The sequence below is a fragment of the Armatimonas sp. genome (assembly GCF_043757465.1).
Lineage (GTDB): Bacteria > Armatimonadota > Armatimonadia > Armatimonadales > Armatimonadaceae > Armatimonas.
Window position 1 is genome coordinate 1 of the sequence record NZ_JAYVPL010000140.1, and the last position, 3,694, is coordinate 3,694.

Sequence of the window (3,694 nt, forward strand, 5' to 3'; positions counted from 1 at the left end):
GGTGAAGTTGGTATGCACCTCGAAGCGGTTGAGGTCGCACACGGCCAGCAGCGGCGGGTTCTCCAAATCCTCCCGGTAGGCGAGGAGCTGCTGGTAGGCATCGGTGAGGTTCTTCTTCTTGCCCTTGTACTCGATGGCGAAGTGTCCGCGCTTCCACACATCGGCGAACCCATCTACGCGGCCCGACGTGTTGCCAGTCTTCTTGACGCCCTTCTCGAAAGCATAACTATCTCCGGTGGGATCTGCTTCGGCGGGGGTGAGCTGCCCCAGGAGAGCGCACAGATCGCGGAAGTGCTCCTGATAGCCCGCCCTTTCTGTGAGTGTAGAGGCTCTCCAGCGAGCGACGAATTCCGAGAGGGAAAGGGAAGGGGCGCAGCTGCGAAGCTCCGCTGGAGCAACAGTCGACATGCCCTGCCATTCGGCAAAGGCAGGCGGCTTTCCTGCCCTGAAGTCGCTCGCCTAGAGTAAACAGATGTTTTTAATTCAGGTATACTGACTCCCAATGGATGCGCTCAACCTGAAACCAACACGCGAAGCCGAGACCGAGGAGTACAAGCGCTCCTGGCAAGAGAAGGAGTGCCTTGATGCGCTCGCGGCCCTTGCCAATACTCGTGGGGGAGTGCTTTGGGTTGGGGTTCGGATAACGGAAGCATCGTTGGCTGGCATGGCGACGGCAAGGAGATGGAGCGCATCAGCAATACTATCGTCGCCAAACTCCAGGTACACCCGCGCTCCATGACCATCGAGACTCTGGAGGGCACGCCCGTCCTAGCGATCCAGATGGCACAGGCAGTCTCTCCAGTGGCGCTCAATGGTCGCTTCTTCCGGCGCGTGGGCAACTCTACCCGGGAAGTCCCGACAGAGGAACTACCACGTTTTCTGCTAGAGAAGACCGGCCAGAGCTGGGACGAGCTCCCTTCCGATGCAACAATAGGGGATCTGTTCCCTGAAGCCATCTCCATCTTTCGGACTCGGGCGAAGCAGCGTTTACCGGAGGCATCCCAGGCGGAGACAGACAACCTCCTGATCGAGAAGCTGGGACTGGTTCATTCCTCAGGGCGTTTGAAGCGTGGTGGCGTTCTATTGTTCACAGATAATCCGCAGCACTGGTATCCAACCGCTCGTGTTCAGGCTGCCCGTTTTGAAAACGATGGGATCACGATCTCAGATGATCAGCGCTTCGATGGTTCACTGCTCCAACAGCTTGAAGGCGTTCTGGAGTGGCTTCGTCAGCGCCTTCGTGTAACCTATGAGTTTCCCAGTGAGGGGGAGGGCATCGCTTCTCTCCAGCGGCGTGAGGTCTGGGAGATTCCTCTGGTGGCACTTCGTGAGGCATTGATCAATGCCCTTCTGCACCGCGACTACACTGCCCAGAGCGCCATCCAGGTGAGGCTTTACCCAGACCGAGTTGTAATAATGAACGTTGGTGGTCTCTCAGAGCATTTGACGGTTGCCGATCTTGCCCGCCCGCACAGCTCGCTCCCACGCAATCCACTGCTTGCCAGCATCGCCCATAAGATGGAGCTGATCGAGAGTTGGGGAACGGGAACCCTGCGCATGGCGGAGGCCCTGGCCGCAGCTGGGCTACCTCCGCCAGAGTTTGTCAGCACCAGTGGTAGCTTTACAGTGACGCTCTGGCACAACCGATTCTCCGATGCCATGCTTCGGCAAATGGGCCTTACAGAGCGCCAGGTTCGAGGAGTGCGTCTGACTCAGCAGCGTGGTGCTATTACCAACCGTGAGTATCGAGAAGCATTTCAATTGTCAGACGAAGCGACCAGACGTGAACTCAACTTCCTAGTAGAGAGTGGTATTTTGAAGCGAGAAGGCTCTGGTCGTGGGGTACGGTATCTACCATGAGTTGGCGATTCTGCCTCTATGGTGAGCTGGTAGTTGGCGATTTGTTGGCGATTACGTGTGCTTGTTCAGACAAATGGAATAGCACGATTCATGATCAGGTATTGACCGATACATATTCTTAACCTTCATGCCTAGCTAGGGCTTCCGAACTTGGCGTTGAGAGCCTCTGTAATCATAGCGGTGATGCTGGTATCATGGCGCTTTGCCTCGGCGACCCAGTGCATCCGCAATCGCTTTGGCACCCGGATCGAGAGGTTCACCATCTCCTCTACTACCTTACCAGGAGCCGTTTCTACGTGGGTACTCTGGCTTTCTGGCAACGAGACGACTTCCTCGTTTTCCTGCTCCGTCTCCACCGCCCTCGACTCTCTCGCCTTCTGGATGATGTCTGCGTAACTTATTTTGCTCATGACTTTCTCTCTTTCGAAAACTCTTAGATCAGGCCTAGAATCTCTTTGCCGAGGCTCTCGAAGTCACCCCATGCCGATTTCTGCCGTGGATCGGCGAGCGTCTCCACGGTAGTACCCGCGAGCGCCGACTTGGGGAAGCCTGCGGTTCGGCGGATGATGGCATCAAAGACCGCGATCCCTGCTTGGCGCAACTCACCCTGCATAATCTCGCCCTCGCGACTGGGGTGGGGCGGCACGATAGTAAGCAGCGCCCGGTACTTGGCACCAGGCAGTGCTCGGCAGGTTTCCAGCATGGGCTGCAAGCTCAGAACATCGGGTGCGGTGGGCAGGACGATCAGGTCGCAGCCCTTGGCCAGCTCCTTTAGGTCGTCGGAGTCCGGTCGGGCAGGAGTATCAATGACGATGAAGTCCGCTCCCGCCACGGCCTTCATGGCCTGGCGCTGGTCTACGACTTCGAAGGGCAGCGAGCCGCGCTCTGCCCAAGCGATAGAGGTACGGTTGGGATCTCCGTCCACCAGAACGGTCTTGCCTTTTTTGCTGAAAAAGGCAGCGAGATGAACGGCGACGGTGCTCTTACCGACGCCTCCCTTATAGCCTGTGATGGTAATGATCTTCATGCCCTGCCAAGTCCTCTCCCAAAGCTCCGGCCTCGTGTGAGGCGATTCTACGCGAGTCGCCCCGAAAAAGCTCTGCTTCTAGGGCCTCGTCTCCAGTAAAACGCCAAGCCCTTATCGGGGGCGTTTTCGTGCTTGCAGTATATCACATAGCCAGAATACCAGACTGGTATACCAGATTTACAGACCATATAACCAGAAAGCCATGCCAGAATGCCAGATAAAATCGAGGCGATTTAACCGATTTTCCTAAGACTGTCTTATTTATTATCGCCTGCCCTATCTACAGATCGCCGTTTTTGGCCTTCCTGCCCGCCTTCTGGGTGGAGCGATTCCCTTTCCGGGAGGTACCGCCCCTAGAATCGCCTTCTGGAGGCTTCTAAGGGCAAATCGCCAAAATCGGGAGATGTAGATAAGTTCGCAAGCATTCCCAAGACCAAGCGAGGCACGCTATCCTTCTCATGAATCTCTCGCTGAATGCTTGATAAGCGCACTTCTCGTGCATTAGAGGAGATCCAGTATCGGGCGGCGAAACTATCCGAAAGCGGCGATTTTGACGGCTTCGGGTAACCCGTCTTTGAATCGCTCGGATGCCTGGAGGTGGCGATGGATAGCGAGACGGTCGAGATTTTGGGTAGTGCTGTGGAGACTTTGGAAATCTTGGATGCGAGTGGCGAGCTTGTCGTGACCGCGGCTCCAACGGACTTGGGCGAGCGAACGGCCCTTATCCCGCGCCGCGCCGTCGTCGAGCTGCAAGTCGGCCAGGAGATTCCCACCGAGTCACTCAACGAGCGGCTGCTGGCGCTTTGG

The 3,694-nt window shown here is 56.7% G+C and carries 5 protein-coding genes; 2 read left to right on the plus strand and 3 right to left on the minus strand.

Features of this window, described 5'->3' with window-relative positions; translation table 11 throughout:
• Nucleotides 1-408, minus strand: a 408-nt coding sequence (locus tag ACH2ED_RS19415; RefSeq protein ID WP_395094364.1) for a type IIL restriction-modification enzyme MmeI, incomplete at its 3' end; no start/stop codon positions are given.
• A gap of 216 nt (nt 409-624) precedes the next feature.
• Between ACH2ED_RS19415 and ACH2ED_RS19420 the strand changes: the two genes are divergently transcribed.
• On the plus strand, nt 625-1,860 hold the full coding sequence (locus tag ACH2ED_RS19420; RefSeq protein WP_395094365.1) for an ATP-binding protein: 1,236 nt from the start codon (nt 625-627) through the stop codon (nt 1,858-1,860).
• Between the two features lie 131 nt (nt 1,861-1,991).
• On the opposite strand, the gene ACH2ED_RS19425 is transcribed toward ACH2ED_RS19420, so the two are convergent.
• The gene (locus ACH2ED_RS19425) at nt 1,992-2,270 is read right to left on the minus strand and encodes a hypothetical protein (protein ID WP_395094366.1); all 279 of its coding nucleotides are present in this window, start codon (nt 2,268-2,270) and stop codon (nt 1,992-1,994) included.
• A gap of 23 nt (nt 2,271-2,293) precedes the next feature.
• Complete coding sequence (locus ACH2ED_RS19430; RefSeq protein ID WP_395094367.1) at nt 2,294-2,887, minus strand: AAA family ATPase; 594 nt, start codon at nt 2,885-2,887, stop codon at nt 2,294-2,296.
• Nucleotides 2,888-3,490: 603 nt separating this feature from the next.
• On the opposite strand from ACH2ED_RS19430, the gene ACH2ED_RS19435 reads away from it, so the two are divergent.
• Nucleotides 3,491-3,694: hypothetical protein (locus tag ACH2ED_RS19435; RefSeq protein WP_395094369.1), on the plus strand; the 204-nt coding region annotated here is incomplete at its 3' end.